This window comes from Hydrogenophaga sp. (assembly GCF_051858985.1).
Lineage (GTDB): Bacteria > Pseudomonadota > Gammaproteobacteria > Burkholderiales > Burkholderiaceae_C > Hydrogenophaga.
Window position 1 is genome coordinate 818,930 of record NZ_JBHYGM010000001.1, and the last position, 21,676, is coordinate 840,605.

Consider the following 21,676-nt stretch of genomic DNA (forward strand, 5'->3'; position numbering starts at 1 on the left):
GTTTACACCTTGAGCAATTGCGTCTTCAGGAGGTCGAATTCGCGGTCGGCCTCCATCGTCTTGCGGTTCAACGACAGGGCCATGGAAGCGCTGGATCCCTGCTCACCGGCTGGCGAGAGCCACACCCACAACCGGCGCTCGCGGACATACAGCATGGCAAAAACGCCGATGATGAGCAACAGGCAACCCAGGTAGACGATGTTCTGACCCGGCGCGCGCGCCACCTGGAAGACGCTGGCCTGCACGTGGGTGAAGTCCTTGAGCTGGAAGGTCATGGGCGCGGGGTAGAAGAACGTGTCGCTCAGGCTGATGACCGCCTGCGCCATGAACTGCTGCGTCGCCTCACCGCGCTCCGCTGGCGAGAGGCCAGCGCGCTCACGGCTGAGCTGCATCAGTTCGAAGAGCGTTCCGTTGAGGATGCGCACCAGCACTTCGCTCGCTCGCTCGCGTTCGGCCGCCGGCACATTGGCCTCAAGAAACGCCGACACGGCCTGCAAACCGCCCCGGACGTCCTTGGGTGCGGCCCCATCGGCCACGCGCTGCGCGGCCACGGGCGTCACGCTCTCCACGCCCGCGAACAGGTCCATGGCGCGTCGTGCGGAAGCCGCCAGTGCCTCCGCCAGCTCGGGCTTTCCATCTTCCACCGCGGATGTGGCGTATCGGCGCACCGCCTCCGCCCGCATCTGCGGGTCGTCCAGAGCACTGCGCAAACGCACGAATCCATCCAGCGCGTCGTTCTCATCGACAGGGATGCGCAAGTAGCGGAAAGGCTCGGAAGGCGTTTCGCGCAGCCCCAGCAGGTACATGCGCGAGCCTTCAATTTCCATCGGCAGCATGTAGTTGTGGTATTCAACCGCCTGGCCCGCCGCATCGCGCAACTTGTACGTGATGCTCGGCCCCACATTGCGCAACGTCTTCTCGGTCACCGTCTTGTGGCCCGAACCGAGGCGGCTTTCGATCGAGCTCCGCAGGTCCACACTGCGCACGTCGGTACCGGCGCCGGCACTGGACCCCGCGAAGTTCTCCACATTGATGACGCGCAGGCCGGTGTATTCCAGCGTGAGTTGGTCGGCGCCGTTGCTCAGCGCGGTCGAGCTGCCGATGGTGCCTTCGATCTCGAACGCGCGCGTGGGTCGATTCAGTGGCACGGCCTGCAGCTTCACGCGCGAGCCGCCGTCGTCGAAGCTGGACTGGTAAATGTTGATGCCGCGGTGGCTGGCGGGGTGGTTCACCTCGACACGCGCCTCTTTCTTCTCGCCCGTCTCGTTGTCCTGGATCACGATCTCGCTGGCAAACAGCTTGGGCATGCCGGTGTCGTAGTACTCGACGATGAACTTCTTGAGTTCGACCGTGAACGGCAGGTCCTGCAGAAGAACGCCCGAGGGCTGGGCCAGGATCGCTGTACCCGCGGTTGTGCCTTCGGTCACCAGCAGGTTGCCGCGGAACGTGGGGTTCGTGCTCGCCAGGCGGTGCTGCGCGGGCACGTCGGCAATCAGGCCACCGCCGGTGAACGGCGTTTTTCCGTTGAACCACATCTGGGCACGCACCACCAGGTCACCGTCCAGCAGTCCACCAATGCACACCAGCACGATGGCGCTGTGGGCCGCCAGGTAACCGATCTTGTTGGCCGTACCCGCCTTGGCCGCCACCATCCAGCCGGTGCCATTGGCCACGGGACGCGACTGCAGCTTGACCTTCCAGCCCGAGCCCAGCAGCGTCTGGCCAATGCGGTTGGCCGCCACTTCGGGCGACTCGGCGAGCGTGCTCTCGGCCCGGTGAGGGAAAGCCTTGAGGCTCTGCTCGCGGATGTTCTCCTTGTAGGCCTTGTAGTCTGAAAAGATCTTGGGGGTGTTGCGGGCAATGCACAGGCTGGTGCTGGTCACCAGGAACGCCAGGATCAGCAGGAACCACCAGGCGCTGTAGACCGCGAACAGCTGCGCACTGGCGAACACATCGGCCCAGAACGGGCCGAACTGGTTCACGTAGTTGATGAAGGGCTCGTGCTGCTTGACCACCGTGCCGATCACCGAAGCGATGCAGATCACCGTGAGCAGGGAGATCGCAAAACGCATCGAAGACAGAAGTTCCACTGCCTCGCTCACGAAGCGGGGACCAGATCGGATCTGCAGGCCTTGGGTGGAAACGGTCATGAAAGCGTGGGAGGCAGAAAAAAGGCGGTTCCGGTGAATCCGGAACCGCCCTGATCAGATGTTGTTTTTGGCTGGCGGTTCAACGCCGGAGGCATCGGCGGCATTGTGCCGCTAAATATCAATGCCGACTTATATCTCCGGCGCGCGAGAGGGGCAAGTGTGGCGGGCGAATTTCAGCGCAGGCCCGCAATGTAGTCAGACACCGCCTGGATCTCGCGGTCGTTCATCTTCGAGGCCACGGCGGTCATCTGGGCGTTGTTCTTGCGCACACCGCTGCGGAAATGCTCCAGCTGCGTCTTGGTGTATTCGGCATGCTGGCCCGAGAGGCGCGGGTACTGCGAAGGAATGCCGGCGCCATTGGGGCTGTGGCAACCGGCACACGCGGCGATCTGGCGGTCTGCGATGCCACCACGGTAAATGCGCTCGCCCAGTTTCACCAGGTCCTTGTCGGTGGCAGCACCGCCCTTGGCTTTCTGGTCGGCCAGCCAGTAAGCGATGTTGCGCATGTCGGCGTCGCTCAGTGCGGTGGCAAAGCCCTTCATGATCGCGTTCTCGCGCTTGCCCGACTTGTACTCCTGCAGCTGCTTGACGATGTATTCAGGGTGCTGCTGGGCGAGCTTGGGGTTGGCAGGCGTGGTCGAGTTGCCGTCGGCTGCATGGCAGGCCACGCACACCTGGCCGAAGGTGGCCGCTCCCTTGGCCAGATCGGGCTTGACGGTTTGCGCCTGGGCGCCGAACGACAGGGCTGCAGCGGCAGCGGCACAAAGAAGGGAGACAGGCAATTTCATGACGGGGCGGGCGTCGGCGGCGACGGCTTCTGGTTGATGGAATTCGCGGGTTGTCTGGTCAAAGCCAATCGATTTTACAATGCCCCACCGGGAAAACCCCCAAATGACCCAATACCCCACTCCAGCCCAACCGACCGCTCCACCCACCGAGCACGCCCAGGGCCCCAAGCCCCGCCCGCCCCAAGCTGGAAACCCAACGCCCGATCCCAAGATTGCCCACGGCTGGCTTCACACCGCGCGCTTTCTCACCACCGCCCCGCAGCTGGAACACCTGCCGCCGCTCACCGTGCCCGAAGTGGCCTTCGTGGGTCGTTCCAACGCCGGCAAGTCGACCTGCATCAACACCCTGACGCAGCAGAAGCGCCTGGCCTTCGCGTCCAAGACGCCCGGACGCACACAGAGCATCAACCTGTTCTCACTCGGCAAGCAAGGCATCACCGATGCGGTGCTGGCCGACCTGCCCGGTTACGGTTACGCTGCGGTGCCGCGCGAAGCCAAGCTGCGCTGGCAGCGCGTGATGGGCAACTATCTGCTCACGCGCGAGAACCTGCGCGGCGTGGTGCTGCTGATCGACCCCCGGCTGGGACTCACCGAGCTGGACGAGGTCCTGCTCGAAGTGATCCGTCCCCGTGTGCAGGAAGGCCTGAAGTTCCTGGTGCTGCTGACCAAGGCCGACAAGCTCAACCACGCCGAAGCCCAGAAAGCACTGTCGATTGCGCGACTGCAATCCGGCGGCGGGGAAGCCAGACTCTTTTCGGCCCTGAAGAAAAAAGGGCTCGACGAGGTGGCCCAGATGCTCTGGCGCTGGACCCACGAGGCCAGCGCCCCGGCTGCAGCCGTCAACCCGGAAGAAGAGCCGCCCGCGCTGGATTGATCTGGGCGGGCTCCAGAGAGCGCCCCCATGATCCAGACTTTCGACCTCCTCCTGCCCCACGGCACCACGCTGAGCTGCCGCGCCGCCGGTGATCCCGGCCGGCCGGTGCTGCTCTTTCTGCACGGCTTCCCCGAAGCGGCGTTCGTGTGGGACGGCCTGCTGCTTCATTTCGCGAAGCCCGAACACGGTGGCTACCGTTGCGTGGCGCCGAACCTGCGTGGCTTCGAGCGCTCCAGCGCTCCCGCGGAGGTGGCCGCATACCGCGCCAAGCCGCTGGTCCAGGACCTTTGTGCTGCGGTGGCGGCCATCACCCCGGACAGCCCCACGCCGGGCCAACTGGCCGGCCTGGTGGCGCACGACTGGGGGGGCGCATTGGCCTGGAGCGTTGCCGCCCAACATCCCGGTCTGATGCGGCAGCTGGCCATCCTCAACGCACCCCACCCCGCCACGTTTGCGCGCGAGCTCGCGAACTCCGCCACCCAGCAAGCCAGCAGTGCCTACATGAACTTTCTCGCGCGCCCCGATGCCGCCGAACTGCTGGCCGAAAACGACTTCGCCCGCCTGTGGCCGTTTTTCACCAACATGGCCGCCGACAGCCAGCCTACCGCCTGGCTGGACGGTGCAACCCGCGAACGCTACCGTGAGGTGTGGCGCCTGGGCCTGCGCGGCGGCTGCGCCTATTACGCCGCGTCTCCCCTGCGACCTCCCACGGCGCAAGACCCCGGCGCCGCGGCGGTGCAGTTGCCTCGCGACAAGGTGGTGGTGAAGGTGCCGACACTGGTGATCTGGGGCCTGGGCGACATCGCCCTGCCGGCGGCGCTGCTCGACGGCCTGGGCGATTTCGTGCCGGACCTGCGCATCGAACGCGTGCCCGGAGCCTCCCACTGGATCGTGCACGAGCAACCCCAGAGGGTGGCCACCCTGCTGGGAAACTTCTTCGCTCAGTCGCTGCCGTAGAGCGACGGCTCGCCAGGAGGGCGCGTCTTGAATCGCTTGTGCACCCAGTAGTACTGCTCGGGAATGCGCTTGATCATGCCCTCGATCCGCCGGTTCATCTGCGCCGTGTCTTCCACAGCGTCCGGTCCGGGGTAGCCGGGCCACGCGGGCATGACCTCCACCTCGTAGCCCCGCCGGGTGAGTCGAGTCACCACCGGCACCACCTTGGCGCCGCCCAGTCGGGCCAGGCGCGGCAACGTGGGCACGGTGGCCGTGGGCACGCCGAAAAAGGGCACGAAGATCGACTCCTCGGGTCCCAGGTCCATGTCGGGCAGCAGATACAGCGCTTCCCCGGAACGGATCGACTGCACCACGGTTCGCAACCCCTGCTGCTTCTCGATCAGGCGCACGGTTCCGAAGCGCAGGCGTCCGGTGCGGATCCACTGGTCCACATCCGCGTTGATCTGCGAGAGGTAGATGCACGCGTACGGACGCGGCTCCAGCAGTGCCAGTGCGGTTCCGCCAGCGTCCATGCCCACGAAATGGGGGGCGAGCATCAGCACCGGCTGGTCGCCGTGCAGTTCGTGAGTGGCGCCCACCACCTTGAGCCGTGAACGCACCGTGGCTTCGCTGCCTTCCCAGAGCCAGCTGCGATCCAGCCAGGCCTGCGCAAACGCGACGAAATGGCGTCGAACAGCCCGGTGACGCTCCAGCGTGCTGTCCTGCGGAAAACACAGCGCCCAGTTGGTGCGCGCAATGCGCCGGCGCCGCGACGCCACCGCGTGCAGCACCTGGCCCATGATCCAACCCAGGCCGCGCACCCAACTCAGCGGCAAGCGCGCCAGCAGCCGCATCACGCCCACACCCAGGCGGTTGCCCCAGCGCTCGCTGAACGAAGCATCGGGCTGGTCGGAAGCTTCTTTCGATTCGGGTGGTGGCATCACGAAGTGGATTGAGGAAACCGGTTCAACGGGTCGCCGGGGCCGGCGCCTTGTAGCGGTCGTAGGACCAGAGGTATTGCTGCGGGCATTCTCGCACCAGCATTTCCATGGCCCGGTTGATCTGCGCGGCGGCCTCGCCTGCGTCTTCGGACAGCGCCACTCCTCCCGATCCTTCAAAAGGCCGGACATGAACCCGGTACCCCCGACCCCCGCTCAGTCGTTCGCACCAGGCGATCAGGATCCGCGCCTGCGACGCATGCACCAGCCGCGCGGACAGGGTCATGGTGTAGGCGTCGCGGCCAAAAAACGGTGCCCACACGCCCTGCCCGGCGGGCGGTACCTGGTCGGGCAAAAGGCCCACCGCCTGGCCGGCCTTGAGCGCTTTGATGAGTTGCTTGACGCCTGCCAGGGTGGTGGGCGCCGTGAACAAGCCCGGACGTTCGCGCGCACCGGCCATGAGCTCGCGCAGCCAGGCCTTGCGTGCGGGACGGAACAGCACCGTGGTGGGCTGGCGGTCGCCAAAACGCTGTGCATAGGCTTGCGCTGCGACCTCGAAGCAACCCAGGTGGGGCGTCAGGAAAAGCACACCGCGGCGCTCGGCCAGTGCCGCCTCGATGTGCTCGGCACCTTCCCAGGCCACGGGCACCGAACGCCCGAGCCAGAGGCGTGGCAATTCGGCCACGAGCTTGCCTGACTCCCCCACAGAGGCCAGTGCCACGCCACGGGAAAACCCAGCCTGCTGGGCGTGGGCAAAGAGGCGTCGGCGGTACCGGCTGGACAGCGCGAAACTCAACCAGCCCAGGCACCACCCCAAGGCGTGCAGCACCGGCAGCGGCAACAGGCTGGCGAAGCGGAACAGGAAGCGGATCAGCACGGCCATGGTCTAGAATGCGCGCATCGCCGAGTTATTGAACTAATTGCGGGGCGATTCATAAATTCCGCTAAAGCGTTCGCCGAACTCTGACAGACCGGCAACGCCGATCAACCACTCAGGAGTTTATACATGGCGAACGATTTCCTTTTCACATCCGAATCCGTCTCTGAAGGTCACCCCGACAAGGTGGCCGACCAGATCTCCGACGCCATTCTGGATGCCATCTTCACCCAGGACCCGCGCAGCCGCGTGGCGGCCGAAACCCTTTGCAACACAGGTCTGGTGGTGCTGGCCGGTGAGATCACCACCAACGCACACGTCGACTACATCCAGGTCGCGCGCGACACCTTGAAGCGCATCGGCTACGACAACACCGACTACGGCATCGACTACAAGGGCTGCGCGGTCCTGGTGGCCTATGACAAGCAGAGCAACGACATCGCCCAGGGCGTGGACCACGCGTCCGACGATCACCTGAACATCGGCGCCGGCGACCAGGGCCTGATGTTTGGCTACGCCTGCGACGAAACGCCCGAGCTCATGCCGGCGCCCATCTATTACGCACACCGCCTGGTGGAGCGTCAGGCCCAGCTCCGCAAGGATGGCCGCCTGCCCTTCCTGCGCCCCGACGCCAAGAGCCAGGTGACGATGCGCTACGTGGATGGCAAGCCGCACAGCATCGACACCGTCGTTCTCTCGACGCAGCACAGCCCGGACCAGAGCGAAAGCGCCACCAAGATGAAGGCTTCGTTCAACGAGGCCATCATTGAAGAGATCATCAAGCCGGTATTGCCCAAGGAATGGCTCAAGGACACCAAGTACCTGATCAACCCGACCGGGCGCTTCGTGATCGGTGGTCCGCAAGGCGACTGCGGCCTGACCGGCCGCAAGATCATCGTCGACACGTACGGCGGTGCCTGCCCGCATGGCGGTGGCGCGTTCAGTGGCAAGGACCCCAGCAAGGTGGACCGCTCCGCCGCCTACGCCGCTCGCTACGTGGCCAAGAACATCGTCTCCGCCGGTCTGGCGCGGCAGTGCCAGATCCAGGTGGCCTACGCCATCGGTGTTGCGCGCCCCATGAACGTGACGGTCTACACCGAAGGCACCGGCGTGATTCCCGACGACCAGATCGCCGCCCTGGTCAATGAGCATTTCGACCTGCGTCCCAAGGGGATCATCCAGATGCTGGACCTGCTGCGCCCGATCTACACCAAGACCGCCGCTTACGGCCATTTCGGCCGGGAAGAGCCGGAATTCACCTGGGAACGCACCGATCGCGCTGCCGCATTGCGTAAAGCCGCTGGCCTGTAAATATAGACAGTCCACCAGTTCAAAGCCCCGTGGCGCAAGCCCCGGGGCTTTTTCTTCGCCTGGCTCGGCCCTGGACCTTGCACCGCCAGTCGTAACAATCTGAATTTTTCGTCCAGGGTTCCGATATGGGAGTACAAGCCACTTTCTGGCCCCTCCCCCCGCAACGATCTGGAGCCCTTGACGATGAACACCTCTATCTGCCCCGACGGGATGGACGCTTCTGCGCCGGATTGCGAGCAGTTGTTGAGAGAGCGCACGAAAGAACTCGAAACCGCGCTGCTGTGCGCCCGCTCGCTGTGCGATCAGGCGCCCTGCGGCCTTCTGTCGTTCGACGTTCAGCAACATTGCACCCACCTGAACCAGACCTTGTTGGGCTGGCTGGGCCACGACCGGCAGGACACCAGCGTGCCCAAAAGCCTGCGCGAACTGGTGGCTCCGCGCTGGCGCGAACAGGCATCAGCCCATGTGGAGACGCTGCGTATGAGCGGCCATGCCGACCCGGTCGATATCGAACTGGTGCGCAAGGATGGGAGTCTGTTCAAGGCGCGTTTGTCCTCCACACCGGTATTCGACGAGGACGGCCACTTTCTGCTCGGAAACAGCACGGTCACCGACCTGGCAGGACATGCGCCTTCCGCCAGGCCCTCGGCCAACGAAAGCCTGCTGCGCAGCATCACCGACCGCATCCCTGCGCGCCTGGCCTACTACGACAAGGACCTGATCTGCCGCTTCGCCAACAACGCCCACGCGGTTCGCTATGGCAAGAAGCCGGACGAGATGCTGGGTTCGCACCTGAGTCAGGTGGTGCGGCCGGACATCCTGCCCGACATCCTGCCGCGCGTGGCTCAGGCGCTGAGCGGCCAGACGCAGACCTTCGAAGCCGAACGCGTCGCGGCCGATGGTTCGCGCAACTATTTCGAAGTGCACTACATCCCCGATTTCCAGAATGGCGAAGTCGAGGGCATCTTCATCGAGCTGCACGACATCTCGGAGCGCCGCCGCACCGAGGAATTCGTGCTGCACGCCAACCAGGATCTGGAAGAACGCGTGCGCGAACGTTCGGCCGAACTGTTTGCCAGCGAGCAGCGCTACCGCCTGATGGTCGATGCGATCCAGGACTACTGCGTGTACTTCGTGGATGAGAGCGGCATCGTCACCGAATGGAGCGAAAGCGCCCAGCGCCTGCACGGGCACAGCCATGCGCAAATGGTCGGGCGTTCGTATGAAGAGTTGCTGAGCCCGGACAACGCGGGCGAAGACGAGGTGGACGCCGGCCAGGTGCTGCGCCTGGCCAAGGCGCATGGGCAATGGGAAACGCGGGGCTGGCGTCTTCGGGAGGACGGCTCCCGCTTCTGGGCCCACACCGTGCTGACTGCACTGCGCAATGAAACCGGCGAACTGCAGGGGCTATCGAGCATCACGCGCGACATGACCGCGGCCAAGAGCCTGGAGGACGTGATGAACGACCTCAACCGCGAACTGGAAAAGCGCGTCGCCGAGCGCACGCAGCAGCTCGTGGCCGCCAACAAGGACCTCGACGTGTTCTCGCACATGGTTTCACACGATCTGCGCGCGCCCTTGCGCCACATCGCCAGCTTTGTGAGCCTGCTGCAGGAGCAGATGGGCGAGTCTGCCGATACGCTCGCGCTGCAATACCAGAACTCGATTGCCAAGGCTTCGCGGCGCATGAGCCTGATGATCGAAGGCCTGCTCGAATACGCGCGCCTGGGCCGTGTGACCATCGAGTCTCAACCGGTGCCTCTGGCACCGCTGCTCGAAGGCGTGATTGCCCACCTCAAGCAAGAGAATCCGCAACGGCGCATTGAATGGGTGATCGACACCGACCTGCCCGTGGTGCGCGGTGACGCCATGCTGCTGGCGCAGGCCTGGGGCAACCTGCTGGGCAATTCGGTGAAATACACCCGCCAGCGCGACCTGGCGCGAATCGAGGTGGGCTGGAAGGTCAACCCCGTGGGAGGCCGCACCTTCTACGTCACCGACAACGGCGCGGGCTTCGACCTGGCGAAGGCGCACAACCTGTTCGTGATGTTCCAGCGCCAGCACCATTCGATGGACTTCGAAGGCACGGGCACCGGCCTGGCCCTTTCGCAACGCATCATCGAACGCCACGGCGGACGCATCTGGGCCGAGACATCGCCCGGCGAAGGCTGCACCTTCTACTTCACCCTGCCATTCGATGGCATGGAGCCGGAGATGGCGTTTCCTGAGTCATCGATGGCCGAGCTTTCGATCTGAGGTCGGGATCGGGGAGCGGCACGCGCCGATAATCGCGCGGTGAATTCCGCAGCGTCGTTCCCCACTCACTTGTTCTCTCTTGAAGGCCGCGTGGCGCTCGTCACGGGCGCCGGCCGTGGCCTGGGCCTGTCCATGGCCTGCGCGCTGGCGGCCCATGGCGCAACTGTCTGGCTCAATGGCCGCGACGCAGCGGGGCTGAGAGAGGCCGTGGAGCGTGTCGGATCAGCAGGCCGCGACGGCGGCGGCACGGCACATGCCCTGCCTTTCGATGTGAGCGACGAGTCGGCGAGCAGCGAGGGCGTGGCACAGGTACTCGCCGCGAGCGGCCGCATCGACATCCTGGTCAACAACGTGGGACAGAGGCGGCGGCAAACGCTTGACGAACTGCCCGCACAAGCCCTGCGCGACCTGCTGAACGTCAACCTCTTGCCCGCCTGGCACCTGAGCAGGGAGGTGGCCGTGCCGATGCGCGCCCAGGGCTTCGGCCGCATCATCAACGTCACATCCATCGCCGGGCCGATCGCCCGGCCTGGCGACGCCGCCTACACCACCGGCAAGGGCGCGCTGGAGGCGCTCACCAGAGCGCTTGCGGCCGAACTTGGCCCGCACGGCATCAACGTGAATGCCATCGCGCCGGGCTATTTCGCCACCGACACCAACGCGGGGATGGTGAACGACGCCGACACGGCGCAATGGCTTCGCCAGCGCAGCTCACTGGGGCGGTGGGGGCAGCCGGATGAACTGGGCGGCGCTGCGGTGTTCCTGGCCTCCGCCGCTTCCAGCTACGTCACCGGCCAGGTGTTGGTGGTGGACGGCGGTTATCTCGCGCACTTCTGACGCGCCATCGGCGTGTTCAGGCGTGACGACGGACCCAGGCGGCGTAAGCGTCCACCCACTTTTGCACAAATCCCGCGCTCTCGGCACCGAGCGCTCCGCTGGCATCGAACAGGCCCTCCTTCGCCTGAATGAAGGCTTCTGGCTGGCCCAGGGTCGGCATGTCGAGATAAGCAAGGACGTTTCGCAGGTGCTGCTGCGCCAGCGACGTGCCGATGGCGCCCACCGAGACGCCAATGACGCCGGCGGGTTTGCCTGCCCAGGCACTCTTGCCATAGGGACGCGACGCGTGGTCGATGGCGTTCTTGAGAACACCCGGAACGGACCGGTTGTATTCGGGCGTCACGAAAATCACCCCCTGCGAGGCAGCGATCTCGGATTTCAGACGCGCCACCGACGCCGCAGGCTGGGCGTCGTCGTCCTGGTTGTACAGCGGCAGATCGCCGATTTCGAGTTGCTTGAACACAAAGTCCTTGGGGCCCAGCGCGGGGAGCGCCGAGGCAAGACGGCGATTGAAAGAGTCGCGGCGAAGGCTGCCGACGACGACAGCGATCTTGAATTCGGCCATGTGAAATCCTCTGTTTGTGGGTGGTTGAGCGCAAAGGCTACCCGGTTTCGGCGCGCGGCCGGTGGAAGAAAAAAACCACCCCGGCTTGAAAACGGGTGTTCGCGCCCTTATCATTAGCACTCGCTGGAGTTGAGTGCTAACACGCAACTCCAAGTCGACCGGCGGTAGTCGCCCACCCTGTTCAGGGGGCCAACGCCGTTCTGAACAAATCCCTCAAGTTCCATATCCAGGAGATGCAATGAACCTTCGTCCTCTCGGCGATCGCGTGATCGTCAAGCGCATTGACAGCGAAACCAAGACCGCCTCTGGCATCGTCATCCCCGACGCCGCCGCCGAAAAACCCGACCAGGGCGAAGTCCTGGCGGTGGGTCCGGGCAAGAAAAACGACAAAGGCGAACTGTCCGCCATGAACGTCAAGGTCGGTGACCGCGTTCTGTTCGGCAAGTACAGCGGCCAGACCGTCAAGGTCGATGGCAATGAACTGCTGGTCATGAAGGAAGACGACCTCTTCGCGGTCGTCGAGAAGTAATCCTTCGCTTCTTCCTCCCCACCCCATCTACTGAATCCGGAGAAATCACATGGCAGCAAAAGACGTCATTTTCGGCGGCGAAGCCCGCGCACGCATGGTTGAAGGCGTGAACATCCTGGCCAACGCGGTCAAGGTCACCCTGGGCCCCAAGGGTCGCAATGTGGTGCTCGAGCGCTCGTTCGGCGCCCCCACCGTGACCAAGGACGGTGTGTCCGTGGCCAAGGAAATCGAACTCAAGGACAAGCTCCAGAACATGGGCGCCCAGATGGTCAAGGAAGTCGCTTCCAAGACCTCGGACAACGCCGGTGACGGCACCACCACCGCGACCGTGCTGGCCCAGGCCATCGTGCGCGAAGGCATGAAGTACGTGGCCGCCGGCATGAACCCGATGGACCTGAAGCGCGGCATCGACAAGGCCGTGGAAGCCCTGATCGCCGAGCTGAAGAAGGCCTCCAAGGCCACCACCACCAGCAAGGAAATTGCTCAGGTGGGCTCCATCTCCGCCAACAGCGACACCAGCATCGGCGAGATCATCGCCAACGCCATGGACAAGGTCGGCAAGGAAGGCGTGATCACCGTGGAAGACGGCAAGTCGCTGCAGAACGAACTCGACGTCGTCGAAGGCATGCAGTTCGACCGCGGCTACCTGTCGCCCTACTTCATCAACAACCCCGAGAAGCAATCCGCGCTGCTGGACAACCCCTTCGTGCTGCTGTACGACAAGAAGGTGTCCAACATCCGTGATCTGCTGCCCACCCTGGAGCAAGTCGCCAAGGCCGGCCGTCCGCTGCTGATCATTGCCGAAGACGTCGAAGGCGAAGCCCTGGCGACGCTGGTGGTCAACACCATCCGCGGCATCCTGAAGGTCGTGGCCGTGAAGGCACCTGGCTTCGGCGACCGCCGCAAGGCCATGCTGGAAGACATCGCCATCCTGACCGGCGGCAAGGTGATTGCCGAAGAAGTCGGCATGACGCTGGAAAAAGTGACGCTGGCCGACCTGGGCTCGGCCAAGCGCATCGAAGTCGGCAAGGAAAACACCACCATCATCGACGGTGCCGGCGCTGCCGCTGACATCGAAGCCCGCGTGAAGCAAGTGCGCGTGCAGATCGAAGAAGCCACCAGCGACTACGACCGCGAAAAGCTGCAGGAACGCGTGGCCAAGCTGGCCGGCGGTGTGGCCGTGATCAAGGTCGGCGCTGCCACCGAGGTCGAGATGAAGGAAAAGAAAGCCCGCGTGGAAGACGCCCTGCACGCCACGCGCGCTGCGGTGGAAGAAGGCATCGTGGCCGGTGGTGGCGTGGCCCTGCTGCGCGCCCGTCAGGCCGCTGGCACCATCAAGGGTGACAACGCCGACCAGGACGCCGGCATCAAGCTGGTGCTCAAGGCCATCGAAGCGCCTCTGCGCGAAATCGTGGCTAATGCCGGTGGCGAGCCTTCGGTGGTGGTCAATGCCATCCTGGCTGGCAAGGGCAACTACGGCTTCAACGCCGCCAACGACACCTACGGCGACATGATCGAAATGGGCATCCTGGACCCGACGAAGGTGACCCGCACCGCGCTGCAGAACGCTGCTTCCGTCTCCAGCCTGATGCTGACGACCGAAGCCATGGTGGCCGAGTCCCCGAAGGACGAAGCACCTGCCGGCGGCATGGGCGGCGGCATGGGTGGCATGGGCGACATGGGCGGCATGGGCATGTAATGCCGCTTTGCCTCCAGAAGGCAAAAAGCCCCGCCAGCGATGGCGGGGCTTTTTTTCGTCTGCGTGATGGGCGGGCTACTTCATCATGCCTTCGAGCTTGATGGTGTCGGCCACGAAAGCCCGGATGCCTTCAGCCAGCTTCTCGGTGGCCATGGCGTCCTCGTTGAGCGCGAAGCGGAAGCCCGCTTCGTCGTAGGTCACGAAGGGGATGTCCAGTGTCCTGGCGGCGTTTGCATCCAGTGAGCGTTCCAGCGGCGCATCGCTGGCGGTGAGCTGGGCCAGCAGATCGGGGCTGATGGTGAGCAGGTCGCAGCCGGCGAGCGCCGTGATCTGACCGACATTGCGGAAACTTGCGCCCATCACCTCGGTGGCAATGCCGTGCCTTTTATAGAACTCGTAGATGCTGCGGACCGAGCGCACGCCGGGGTCGTTGGCCCCCGCCATGCCGGCTTCGTCCCAGCTGGAGGCGGCGGTTTTCTTGTACCAGTCGTAGATGCGCCCCACGAACGGTGAAATCAGCTGCACTTTGGCCTGCCCACAAGCCACGGCCTGCGCGAAGGAGAACAGCAGCGTGAGGTTGGTGTGGATGCCTTCGCGCTCGAGCCGGGCGGCGGCCTGGATGCCTTCCCAGGTCGAAGCGATCTTGATCAGCACCCGGTCGACAAGCACGCCTTCGCCCTGGTAGAGGTCGATGATTCGGCGCGCGCGCGTCACCGTGGCCTCGGTGTCGAAACTCAGGCGGGCGTCGACTTCGGTGGAAACCCGCCCGGGAATCAGGCCAAGGATCTCGCAGCCGAATCGCACCAGCAGGCGGTTCATCACCTCGTCGAGCCCCTGCCCGCCATACCGGGACACGGCGTCCTTGAGCAGGTGCGCGTATTCGGGTTTCTGGACCGCCTTGAGGATCAGGGAGGGGTTGGTGGTGGCGTCTTGAGGCGTGTAAGCGGCAATCTGCTTGAAATCGCCGGTGTCGGCCACGACGGTGGTGAATTGTTTGAGGGCGTCGAGCTGGTTCATGGGCGGATTATCGGACAAAGTCCGTAATAAAATTTCACCTCCTCCTGTAACCCATGGCGCTCCATGCTCGACCGGATCAAAGCCTCATTGCCCTCCCTGGCGCCTGCCGAGCAACGCGTGGGCAAGCTCGTCCTGCTCGATCCCCGTGCCTTTGCCAGCCTGCCGGTCACCGAACTGGCCGACCGCGCCCACGTGAGCAAGCCGACCGTGGTGCGTTTTTGCCGCAGCATGGGTTACGACGGGTTGTCGGATTTCAAGCTGAAGCTCGCCGGCACGGTGAGCGAGGGCGTGCCGTTCATCCATCGCAGTGTGGACGCCGACGACAAGACCAGCGACGTGCTGGTCAAGGTGATCGACAACACCGTGGCCGCGTTCCTGAAGTACCGCAACGACGCGTCCAGCCACGCCATCGAAAAAGCGGTGGATGCCCTGGTGGCCACCTACAAGAACAAGGGCCGCATCGAGTTCTATGGCGCGGGCAACTCGGGCATCGTGGCGCAGGACGCGCAACACAAGTTCTTTCGCCTGGGCATCAATGCCATTGCCTACAGCGACGGCCACATGCAGGTGATGAGCGCATCACTGCTCGGTCCGGGTGATTGCGTGGTCATCATCTCCAATTCGGGACGCACACGCGACCTGATGGATGCCGCCGACATCGCGCGCAAGCACGGTGCCACGGTGATCGTCATCACCACCAGCGGGTCACCTCTGGCCCAAAGCGGCCACATCCATCTGTCGGCCGACCACCCGGAAGGCTACGACCGGTACAGCCCCATGACCTCGCGCCTGATGCACCTGATGGTGATCGACGTGGTGGCCACGTGCCTGGCATTGCGCATAGGCGGCACGAAGCTGCAGCCGTTGCTCAAGGAAATGAAGAACAACCTGAAAAGCAAACGGTACGCGTGACCTTGCGCGGTGCGCACAGGTCACGCATCCTCTGCGCTGCTGGCGCGGCTTCCCCCAGCGCTAGATCCTGCCTTCTTCCACCGCATGGCAAGCGATGCGGATCCCGCCGAGCGTCAGCAGACTCGGCCGCTCGTTGCGGCAACGGTCATTGGCGTGCGGACAGCGCGGATTGAAGGCGCAGCCGCTGGGCGGATTCAGCGGATTGGGCACCTCACCGGAGACCGGGGTGCGGGCCCGGCCCGTGTCGTGCATCTTCGGGATCGCATCCAGGAGCATGCGCGTGTACGGATGGCGCGGTGTGTCGAACAGTGTGTGCTTGGGCGCGAGCTCCACCAGGCGACCCAGGTACATCACCCCGACCTGGTCGCTCACATGGCGCACCACGGCCAGGTTGTGGCTGATGAACAGGTAAGTGAGTCCGCGCTCGCGCTGCAGGTCCTTCATGATGTTGAGCACCTGCGCCTGCACGCTCACGTCCAGCGCCGAGGTTGGCTCGTCGCACACCAGGAATTCGGGCTGCGTGGCCAGGGCGCGCGCGATCGAAATGCGCTGGCGCTGCCCGCCCGAGAACTGGTGCGGATACTTCGGCCCGTCCAGCGGTGAGAGGCCCACCGACCTGAGCAGATCGGCCACGCGCTCCTTGAGGGCTGCCGGCTGGGTTTCAATCTCGTGCTCGCGAAGTGGTTCGGCAATGATGTCTTCCACCCGCCAGCGCGGATTCAGGCTGGCGTACGGGTCCTGGAAGATCATCTGGATGCGGCGACGCAGCTTGCGGCCTTCGGGCGTCTTGAACGCGGCATGGGCGTCCTGCCCGTCGAACTCGAAACCACCCCGTGTGGGGTCGTACAGACCCACCAGCAGGCGTGCCACGGTGCTTTTGCCACAGCCGGACTCACCCACCAGCGCCAGCGTCTGGCCGCGCGGGATGTCGAACGAGACACCGTCGACCGCGCGCAGCAGCAGGCGCGGCTGGCGTTCGATCACCCGGTTGAGCCAGGGAGCGGACACATCGAAGGTCTTGGCCAGGTCGGTCGCCCGCACCAGCGGTGCGGCCGCGGACGCTTGATGCGTGGCGGCGGAAACGGAGGCATGCGCTTCGGCCATCCTGGACCTGTCGGCGTCGCTCTGCAGGGTTTTCTCGATGGCGCTCATGCAGACACCGCCTTTTCACGGTCGTGCAGCCAGCACGCCGCCTGCGTGGCACCGGCGGGCAACAGGTCGGGACGCTGCACGTGGCATCGGTCGAACACCTTCTCGCAGCGTGGGTTGTAGGCACAACCCGTTGGAATGGCGTTGAGGCGCGGCATGGCGCCGTCGATCTGGTGCAGGCGCTCGCGGTCCTCGCTCATGTCGGGAATGCAGGCCATCAGCCCGGCGGTGTAAGGGTGTGCAGGATGGTTGATGACCTCGTGCACCGGCCCGATCTCGGCCACGCGGCCGGCGTACATCACGGCCACGCGGTCGCAGGTTTCAGCGATCACCCCCATGTCGTGCGTGATCAGCATCACCGCGGCACCGCGCTGTTTGCAGATGGTCTTGAGCAGCGTGATGATCTGTGCCTGGATCGACACGTCCAGCGCGGTGGTGGGCTCGTCGGCCACGATGAGCTGCGGCTCGGCGGCCAGCGCCAGCGCAATCACCACGCGCTGGCGCATGCCGCCAGAGAACTGGTGGGGGAAATGATCGATCCGCTGCTCGGCGGCCGGAATGCCGGTGTCCTTGAGAAGATCGATGGCCCGCTTGCGCGCTTCAGCCTGGCTCACCGGCAGGTGCGTGGTGATCGTCTCGATGAGCTGACGGCCCACCGAATACAGGGGGTTGAGCGAGGTCAACGGGTCCTGGAAGATCGCGCCGATCTTGCGACCGCGCACCTTGCGCATGGCCTCGTAGGGCAGGTTGTCGATGCGTTCGCCCTGCAGCAGGATCTGGCCCGACGCGATGCGGCCCGGGGGTTCCAGCAGACCAATGATGGACGCGCCCGTGAGCGACTTGCCGGCGCCGGATTCACCCACCACACCGAGAATTTCCCCCGGTGCAATGTCGAAGGAAATGTCATCGAGCGCACGCAGGGTGCCGCGTCGGTTGGGGAACTCGACGACCAGGTTCTTGACTTGAAGCAGACTCATGTTGTTATCGCAGTCGCGGGTTCAGGGCATCGCGCAGCCAGTCGCCGAGCAGATTCACGCTGAGTGCGATCAGCACCAGCATGGCACCCGGAAAGATGGTGATCCACCACTCGCCGGAGAAGAGGTAGTCGTTGCCCACGCGGATGAGCGTGCCCAAAGAGGGCGACGTAGGCGGCGCGCCCACGCCGAGGAAGGACAGCGTGGCTTCGGTAATGATGGCCGTGGCCACCTGGATGGTGGCCAGCACCAGCACCGGACCCATCACGTTGGGCAGCACGTGGCTGCGCATGATGCGCAGCGGCGCCACACCGGTCACGCGCGCGGCCTGCACGTATTCCTTGTTGCGTTCCACCAGCGTGGAGCCGCGCACGGTGCGTGCGTACTGCACCCAGCCGGTGAGCGTGATGGAGATGATCAGCACGCCGAAGGCCAGCGTCTCATGGGCGTTCGGAAACAGGGCACGCCCCACGCCGGCGATCAGCAGGGCGATCAGGATCGGCGGGAACGACAGCATCACGTCGCAAAGGCGCATGAGGAGCCCGTCGACCCACCCGCCCAGGAAACCGGCCAGCAGGCCGAACGACACGCCGATGATCACCGAGAGCAGCACCGACGCCAGGCCCACGGCCAGTGAGATGCGTGCGCCATACATCAGGGCCGACAGGATGTCGCGCCCCTGGTCGTCCGTGCCCAGAAGGAATTTGGACGAGCCATCGGGGCTCCACGCGGGCGGCAAACGCGCGTTGGACAGCTCCAGCGTGGCAAGGTCGAAAGGGTTGTGCGGCGCCACCCAGGGTGCAAACACCGCACAGAAGACGCAGATGAACGCAATCACCGCAGCCACAATGGCCGTCGGCGAGGTGCGGAAGCTGTGGCCGACATCGCTGTCGAGGCCTCGTTTGAGAAGACTGATCACGTGGGGAACCTGGTTGGAATCATCACCACCGCTCGGACGTGGCACGCGATGCGGTCCACGTCCGGCGGCGATTGCGCCGGTTTTATTTCACCGACATGTAGCGGAACGGCATGAAGTTGTCGGCCAGCTGGACCAGCGTCACGTTGCTCGCCACGCCCCAGGCCAGGGCCTGCTGGTGCAGCGGCAGATGGCCGATATCGTCCGTGTGCAGCTTGAAGGCTTCCTTGATGAGCGCGTCGCGCTTGGGCTTGTCCGTTTCCGACTGGATCTTCAAGGTGAGCTCATCCACCTTGGGGTTGCAGTAGGAACCCAGGTTGAACTGGCCACTGCCCTTGTCGTCCACGCAGCGCATGAGGGCGTTGAGGGCGTTGTGCGAGTCGTAGGTGCCGGGCGTCCAGCCCAGCATGTAGAAGCTGGTGTCGCGGCGCAGGATCTTGGGGAAGTACGTGCCCTTGGTCTCGGCCTGCAGGTTGATCTTCACCCCCACGCGCGCCAGGCTGGCGGCCACGGCCTGGCAGATGGCGCCATCGTTCACATAGCGGTCGTTGGGGCAGTTCAGCGCCACTTCAAAACCGTTGGGGTAGCCGGCATCGGCCAGCAGCTTCTTGGCGGCTTCCGGATCGAACGGCAGGCGCGTGTTCATGGCGTCGTCGAAACCGTTGATGCCAGGGCCCACCATCAAGGCCGTGGGTTTGGAAGCGCCGCGCATCACGGTGCGCTGGATGCCGTTGATGTCGATGGCCTGGTAGAAGGCCTGGCGCACGCGCTTGTCCTTGAACGGATTCTTGCCCTTGATGTTCGAGTACTGCAACTCGTCGCGCTTCTGGTCCATGCCCAGGAAGATGGTGCGCAGCTCAGGGCCCTGCATCACCTTGGTCTTGCCGCCGGCGTTGATGCGGGCCACGTCCTGCAGCGGCACAGGTTCGATCACGTCCACCTGGCCTGAGAGCAGGGCCGCCACGCGGGTGGAGTCGTTGCCGATGGGCGTGTACTCGACGTTGATGACGTTGCCTTCGATCTTGCCCCAGTAGTTGCCGTTGCGCACGAAGCTGGTCTTGATGTTGGGCTGGCGTTCGCGCAGTCGGAACGGACCGGTGCCGTTGGCGCGGAACGACGCCGCGTTCTCGATGCCCTTGCGACGGTCCACCGGGCGCATCGCCTGATTGGTCTCCGCCCACTTCTTGTTCATGATGAACAGCAGCGAGATGACGTCGGGGAGGATGGGAAAGGGGGCCTTGGTCTCGATTTCCACCACCGAGTCGCCGACTTTGCGCACCTCCTTGATGTCGTTGGTGTAGCTCTTCATGTCGGAGCCGTCGGCCCCTGCGCGCTCGAAGCTGAACAGCACGTCGTCGGCGGTGAATGGTGCGCCGTCGTGAAACTTCACGCCCTTGCGCAGTTCGAAACGCCACACGGTAGGCGAGGTCTGTTTCCAGCTCGTGGCCAGCGCAGGTGCAAGCTTGAGGTTGGCGTCGCGACCCACCAGCGGCTCGTAGATGTTTCCCGTCACGCTGAGCTGCAGCGATTCGTTGAGCGAGTGCGGATCCATCGAAAGGGCATCACCCTGGTTGCCGATGCGGATCGTCTGCGCGGACGCGGCGCCCATGGTGATCATGGCAGCGGTCACCACGGTGGCTGCCAGGGTTTTCTTGAGTTTCATGCGTCGCTCCTAGTTGCGGTTGGGGTTGCGGAAACGGGTGAAAGGCCATGCGCATGTGAATCGCTGGCCAGGGGCATGCCGTGCTCGACGAGCCCGGCATGCAACGCGGCCCCCAGGGGGAGCACTTCGTCGTTGAAGTCGTAGCGGCTGTTGTGCAGGAAGCACCCGCCCATGCCGCTTTCGGTGCCTTGGCCAAGGCGAAGGTAGGCACCCGGCTTGACCTGCAACATGAAGGAGAAGTCCTCCGCGCCCATGCTGGGGTCCATGTTGCGGTCCACGTGGTCGTGGCCCACCAGTCGCTGCGCCACATCGGCAGCGAAGCGGGCTTCGTCGCGGCTGTTGATGGTGGCAGGGTAGATGCGTTCGTAGTTCACATGTGCCGCAGCGCCCAGCCCGAGCGCCACGCCGGAACACACCTCGTGCAGGCGCTTCTCCACCAGGTTCTGCACCTCGGGGTTGAAGGTGCGCACCGTGCCCACCAGCGTGGCCTTGCCCGGCATCACGCTGAAGGCACCCATGTCGCCAGCCTGCATGGCGCACAGGCTGATCACGGCGCTGTCGATCGCGCGCACGTTGCGCGAGACGATGCTCTGCACCGCCGTGATGATGTGGGCCGCGACCAGCACCGGGTCCACGGTCTGGTAGGGATGCGCACCATGGCCACCCTTGCCCGTGATCTCGATGGTGATGCGGTCGGCCGACGCCATCATCGGCCCTGGGTTCACACCCACCATGCCGGGCTTCATCTGCGGCCAGTTGTGCATGCCATAGACCGACTGCACCGGGAAGCGATCGAAGAGGCCATCTTCAATCATGGCCTTGGCGCCAGCAAATCCTTCTTCGCCGGGCTGGAAGATCAGCACGGCAGTGCCATCGAAGTGGCGCGTCTCGGCCAGGTATCGCGCCGCGCCCACCAGCATGGTGGTGTGGCCGTCGTGTCCACAGCCGTGCATCATGCCGGGCCGTGTGGACCGCCAGGCAAAGTCGTTGTGCTCTGTCATGGGCAAGGCGTCCATGTCGGCGCGCAGCCCGATCATGCGGCCGCTGCCTGTGCTGCGACCGCGGATCACCGCCACCACGCCGGTCCGGCCAATGCCGGTGTGGATCTCATCCACGCCGCAGACCTTGAGCGACTCCACGACGCGCTGCGCCGTGTAGTGCTCTTCAAAGCCGATCTCCGGGTGTGCGTGCAGATCGCGACGAAGCGCCGTGAGCTCGGGATGGAAGGCCGCGATGTGCGCGAACGCGCGGCCGTGGGCCTTGATGCGAGGGGCCAGCATGTCGT

Annotated in this window: 19 protein-coding genes; 8 read left to right on the forward strand and 11 right to left on the reverse strand. The window is 64.7% G+C overall.

The window, feature by feature from the left end:
• Positions 1-2: 2 nt before the first annotated feature.
• Together ACTIEY_RS04010 and ACTIEY_RS04015 are read right to left on the reverse strand one after the other, a co-directional pair.
• Positions 3-2,150 (reverse strand): cytochrome c biogenesis protein ResB, encoded by a 2,148-nt coding sequence (locus tag ACTIEY_RS04010; protein WP_439517796.1) that lies wholly within the window; start codon positions 2,148-2,150, stop codon positions 3-5.
• A gap of 173 nt (positions 2,151-2,323) precedes the next feature.
• Complete coding sequence (locus ACTIEY_RS04015; RefSeq protein ID WP_439517797.1) at positions 2,324-2,938, reverse strand: c-type cytochrome; 615 nt, start codon at positions 2,936-2,938, stop codon at positions 2,324-2,326.
• Positions 2,939-3,041: 103 nt separating this feature from the next.
• Here ACTIEY_RS04015 and yihA point away from each other — a divergent pair, with 103 nt between their 5' ends.
• Positions 3,042-3,812, forward strand: coding sequence for a ribosome biogenesis GTP-binding protein YihA/YsxC (yihA, locus tag ACTIEY_RS04020; protein ID WP_439517798.1), 771 nt, complete (start codon positions 3,042-3,044; stop codon positions 3,810-3,812).
• Positions 3,813-3,839: 27 nt separating this feature from the next.
• Positions 3,840-4,769: an alpha/beta fold hydrolase gene (locus ACTIEY_RS04025; RefSeq protein WP_439517799.1), complete on the forward strand. Its 930-nt coding sequence runs from the start codon at positions 3,840-3,842 to the stop codon at positions 4,767-4,769.
• Here ACTIEY_RS04025 and ACTIEY_RS04030 read toward each other — a convergent pair.
• On the reverse strand, positions 4,754-5,689 hold the full coding sequence (locus ACTIEY_RS04030) for a lysophospholipid acyltransferase family protein (RefSeq protein WP_439518272.1): 936 nt from the start codon (positions 5,687-5,689) through the stop codon (positions 4,754-4,756). The two genes, ACTIEY_RS04025 and ACTIEY_RS04030, sit on opposite strands and share 16 nt — an antisense overlap.
• Positions 5,690-5,714: 25 nt before the next feature.
• Positions 5,715-6,569: a lysophospholipid acyltransferase family protein gene (locus tag ACTIEY_RS04035; protein ID WP_439517800.1), complete on the reverse strand. Its 855-nt coding sequence runs from the start codon at positions 6,567-6,569 to the stop codon at positions 5,715-5,717.
• A gap of 123 nt (positions 6,570-6,692) precedes the next feature.
• On the opposite strand from ACTIEY_RS04035, the gene metK reads away from it, so the two are divergent.
• From metK to ACTIEY_RS04050, 3 genes are all read left to right on the forward strand, one after another.
• Positions 6,693-7,874, forward strand: a complete 1,182-nt coding sequence (metK, locus tag ACTIEY_RS04040) for a methionine adenosyltransferase (RefSeq protein ID WP_439517801.1) — start codon at positions 6,693-6,695, stop codon at positions 7,872-7,874.
• A 183-nt stretch (positions 7,875-8,057) separates the two neighbouring features.
• Entirely contained in the window at positions 8,058-10,130 is a 2,073-nt protein-coding gene (locus ACTIEY_RS04045) for a PAS domain-containing sensor histidine kinase (RefSeq protein WP_439517802.1), read from the forward strand.
• A 69-nt stretch (positions 10,131-10,199) separates the two neighbouring features.
• Positions 10,200-10,967 (forward strand): SDR family oxidoreductase, encoded by a 768-nt coding sequence (locus ACTIEY_RS04050; RefSeq protein WP_439517803.1) that lies wholly within the window; start codon positions 10,200-10,202, stop codon positions 10,965-10,967.
• 16 nt (positions 10,968-10,983) lie between these two features.
• Here ACTIEY_RS04050 and ACTIEY_RS04055 read toward each other — a convergent pair whose 3' ends face one another.
• A complete protein-coding gene (locus ACTIEY_RS04055; RefSeq protein WP_439517804.1) occupies positions 10,984-11,532 on the reverse strand; it encodes an NADPH-dependent FMN reductase in 549 nt (182 codons plus the stop codon).
• A gap of 238 nt (positions 11,533-11,770) precedes the next feature.
• Here ACTIEY_RS04055 and groES point away from each other — a divergent pair, with 238 nt between their 5' ends.
• Both groES and groL read left to right on the forward strand, forming a co-directional pair.
• Positions 11,771-12,061 (forward strand): co-chaperone GroES, encoded by a 291-nt coding sequence (gene groES / locus ACTIEY_RS04060; RefSeq protein ID WP_439517805.1) that lies wholly within the window; start codon positions 11,771-11,773, stop codon positions 12,059-12,061.
• 49 nt (positions 12,062-12,110) lie between these two features.
• Entirely contained in the window at positions 12,111-13,760 is a 1,650-nt protein-coding gene (gene groL, locus ACTIEY_RS04065; RefSeq protein WP_439517806.1) for a chaperonin GroEL, read from the forward strand.
• A gap of 75 nt (positions 13,761-13,835) precedes the next feature.
• Here the strand turns inward: groL and tal are convergent, their stop codons facing one another.
• Entirely contained in the window at positions 13,836-14,777 is a 942-nt protein-coding gene (gene tal, locus ACTIEY_RS04070; protein WP_439517807.1) for a transaldolase, read from the reverse strand.
• 63 nt (positions 14,778-14,840) lie between these two features.
• Here tal and ACTIEY_RS04075 point away from each other — a divergent pair, with 63 nt between their 5' ends.
• Positions 14,841-15,689 (forward strand): MurR/RpiR family transcriptional regulator, encoded by an 849-nt coding sequence (locus ACTIEY_RS04075; protein ID WP_439517808.1) that lies wholly within the window; start codon positions 14,841-14,843, stop codon positions 15,687-15,689.
• Positions 15,690-15,749: 60 nt separating this feature from the next.
• On the opposite strand, the gene ACTIEY_RS04080 is transcribed toward ACTIEY_RS04075, so the two are convergent.
• The 5 genes from ACTIEY_RS04080 to ACTIEY_RS04100 all read right to left on the reverse strand — a co-directional run bounded on the left by ACTIEY_RS04080 (position 15,750) and on the right by ACTIEY_RS04100 (position 21,671).
• The gene (locus tag ACTIEY_RS04080; RefSeq protein ID WP_439518273.1) at positions 15,750-16,793 is read right to left on the reverse strand and encodes an ABC transporter ATP-binding protein; all 1,044 of its coding nucleotides are present in this window, start codon (positions 16,791-16,793) and stop codon (positions 15,750-15,752) included.
• A 44-nt stretch (positions 16,794-16,837) separates the two neighbouring features.
• Positions 16,838-17,815: an ABC transporter ATP-binding protein gene (locus ACTIEY_RS04085; protein WP_439517809.1), complete on the reverse strand. Its 978-nt coding sequence runs from the start codon at positions 17,813-17,815 to the stop codon at positions 16,838-16,840.
• Positions 17,816-17,819: 4 nt separating this feature from the next.
• The gene (locus ACTIEY_RS04090; RefSeq protein ID WP_439518274.1) at positions 17,820-18,728 is read right to left on the reverse strand and encodes an ABC transporter permease; all 909 of its coding nucleotides are present in this window, start codon (positions 18,726-18,728) and stop codon (positions 17,820-17,822) included.
• An 85-nt stretch (positions 18,729-18,813) separates the two neighbouring features.
• Positions 18,814-20,346 carry an ABC transporter substrate-binding protein gene (locus tag ACTIEY_RS04095; RefSeq protein WP_439518275.1) on the reverse strand — a complete coding sequence of 511 codons (1,533 nt, stop codon included), beginning with the start codon at positions 20,344-20,346 and terminating at the stop codon, positions 18,814-18,816.
• A 41-nt stretch (positions 20,347-20,387) separates the two neighbouring features.
• Complete coding sequence (locus ACTIEY_RS04100) at positions 20,388-21,671, reverse strand: M20 aminoacylase family protein (RefSeq protein WP_439517810.1); 1,284 nt, start codon at positions 21,669-21,671, stop codon at positions 20,388-20,390.
• Positions 21,672-21,676 lie beyond the last annotated feature (5 nt).